Source organism: Brevundimonas sp. P7753 (genome assembly GCF_013386595.1).
GTDB classification, from domain to species: Bacteria; Pseudomonadota; Alphaproteobacteria; order Caulobacterales; family Caulobacteraceae; genus Brevundimonas; species Brevundimonas bullata.
Genome location: NZ_JACARP010000089.1, coordinates 1 through 2,541 on the forward strand (window position 1 = coordinate 1; position 2,541 = coordinate 2,541).

2 protein-coding genes are annotated in these 2,541 nt (G+C 67.9%); both read left to right on the plus strand.

Annotated features, from left to right (window positions below; all coding sequences use genetic code 11):
• Positions 1 to 208: 208 nt before the first annotated feature.
• Positions 209 to 1,762 (plus strand): Do family serine endopeptidase, encoded by a 1,554-nt coding sequence (locus HX774_RS15745; protein ID WP_178828315.1) that lies wholly within the window; start codon positions 209 to 211, stop codon positions 1,760 to 1,762.
• A gap of 67 nt (positions 1,763 to 1,829) precedes the next feature.
• Positions 1,830 to 2,501, plus strand: coding sequence for a response regulator transcription factor (locus HX774_RS15750; protein ID WP_114818597.1), 672 nt, complete (start codon positions 1,830 to 1,832; stop codon positions 2,499 to 2,501).
• The last annotated feature ends 40 nt before the right edge of the window (positions 2,502 to 2,541 follow it).

Here is a 2,541-nt window from a genome sequence, read left to right on the forward strand (position 1 = left end):
CCCAACCCTCCCCCCTCGAGGGGGAGGGCCTTTGTTTCTGTCCAAAGCGAAAGCGTTTCGCCGCGATCCTGACGCACGCGCGCCTCACGGCGAACGCGGATCAGGGACAACCATCGCGAGGGCGTGCATTGGCTTAGGCTGCAACCCCCTATATCCATGGGCGAACGGAGCTTTTGGAGCTCCAGATTTCAGGACTGCAAGGACGACGATGCTGAAACGCAAGGAGTTCATTCTAGGGGCGGCCGTCGGCCTGTCCTTCGCTGCTGTCGCGACGGCGGGCGGGGTCATTACGTGGCCGGGCGCCCATGCGGCGCCCGCAGCGGCGCAGGCGGGACGGCTGGTTCCCTCGGCCGGGGCCGCCGGTCTGGCCTTTGCGCCGCCGCAGGGCGCGCCGCTCAGCTTCGCCGACATCTTCCAGCAGGTCGCGCCCGCCGTGGTGCAGATCGACGTCAAGACGCGGGTGCAGCGGCCTACCGGCATGTTGCAGATCCCCGGTTTCGGCGCTGTGCCCATTCCCGGCGCGCCGCGTGGCGGCGGTTCGGGCGAGGGCGAAGACGATTCGACCACGGCCCTGGGCGCCGGTTCGGGCTTCCTGATCTCGGCCGACGGCTTCATCGTAACCAACAACCACGTCGTCGAGAACGCCGAGGAGATCAAGGTCAAGTTCAGCGACGGGCGCGAGCTTAAGGCGCGCCTGATCGGTCGCGACGAAGGCACGGACCTGGCGGTCATCAAGGTCGAAGGCGACGCCTTCCCGTTCGTCAGCTTTGAAGAGTCCGCTGCGCCGCGCGTCGGCGACTGGGTCATCGCCGTGGGCAACCCCTTCGGCCTGGGCGGCACGGCCACGGCGGGCATCGTCTCGGCCATGTCGCGCGACATCGATCCGGCGGGCTACAACGAATATCTGCAGATCGACGCGGCCATCAACCGGGGCAACTCGGGCGGGCCGACCTTCGACATCTATGGCCGGGTGATCGGCGTCAACACGGCGATCTTCTCGCCGACGGGCGGCTCGGTCGGCATCGGCTTCGCCATTCCGGCGTCGACCGCCAAGAGCGTGACCGACAAGCTGATGCGCGGCGAGACGGTCGAGCGCGGCTATCTGGGCGTGCAGATCGTGACCCTGTCCAGCGAGGCGGCGGCGGCCCTGGGTCTGCCCGAGAACACCAAGGGCGCCTATGTCGGCGACGTCACGGCTGACGGCCCCGCCGACAAGGCCGGGATGAAGGTCGAGGACATCGTGGTCAGCGTCAACGGCGAGGCTATCGACAGCTCGACTGAGCTGACGCGTCGCGTGGCGCGCGCCAAGGTCGGCGACACCCTGCGGCTGGAAGTCCTGCGCGACGGTCGCCGTCAGACGCTGAGCGTCAACGCCGGTCGTCGTCCGTCGGAAGCCGAGCTGCGCGCCGGTCTGGGCGAGGACGAAGGCGAACAGGCGACGCCGGCGACCCCTGCGGGTCAGGCTATCGAAGGCATGACCGTGACCGGGATCACCCCGGCCCTGCGTCAGCGCTACTCCATCCCGGACGGCGTCAACGGCGTGGTGGTGACGGCGGTGGAGCCGCGCTCCAAGGCCGGGCAGATGCAGATGCCGGCGGGCACGGTCATCATGCGGGCCAACAACCGCGTGGTGTCTTCGGCGGCGGACCTGAAGGCGGCGGTCGATGCGGCCCGGTCGGCGGGACGCCCCGGTGTGCTGCTGCTGGTGCGCACCGCCAACGGCAACACCTCGGTCGTGCTGGAGCTTTCCAAGTCTGAATAAGGCGTAACTCACAGGATCGGCGGCGATGCGCTAACATCGCCGCCGAATCTGTATTCAGGAGGGGTCCATGCGTATTCTGGTGGTTGAGGACGACGCTGAAGCGGCGACGGCGATGGTGCGCGGCCTGAGCGAGGCCGGGCACGAGGTCACGCACGCCGTGGACGGCGCCTTCGGTCTGCTGGAATCGCAAAAGGGCGGCTACGACGTCTATGTCGTGGACCGGATGATGCCGCGTCTGGACGGCGTCGGCATGGTCGAGACGGTGCGCAAGGGCGGCGATCAGACGCCGGTCCTGTTCCTGTCGGCGCTCGGCGAGGTCGAGGACCGGGTGACGGGCCTGAAGGCCGGGGCGGACGATTACCTGGTGAAGCCCTACGCCTTCGCCGAACTGATCGCGCGGGTCGAGGCGTTGGCGCGCCGTCGCGAGACGGGCGGGGTGCAGACCGTGCTCAAGGTCGGCGACCTGGAGATGAACCTGATCGCCCGCACCGTGCATCGCGGCGCGACCGAGATTGACCTGCAGCCGCGCGAATTCCAGTTGCTGGAGTTCCTGATGCGCCACGCCGGCCAGTCGGTGACGCGCACCATGCTGCTGGAAAAGGTCTGGGAATACCACTTCGACCCGCAGACCAACGTCATCGATGTCCACATCAGCCGCCTGCGCTCCAAGATCGACAAGGGCTTTGATCGGGCCATGCTGCAAACCGTGCGCGGCGCGGGATATCGGCTGGAGGCTTAGGGCCAGACGACTTTCTCCCTCCCCTTCATGGGGAGGGTGG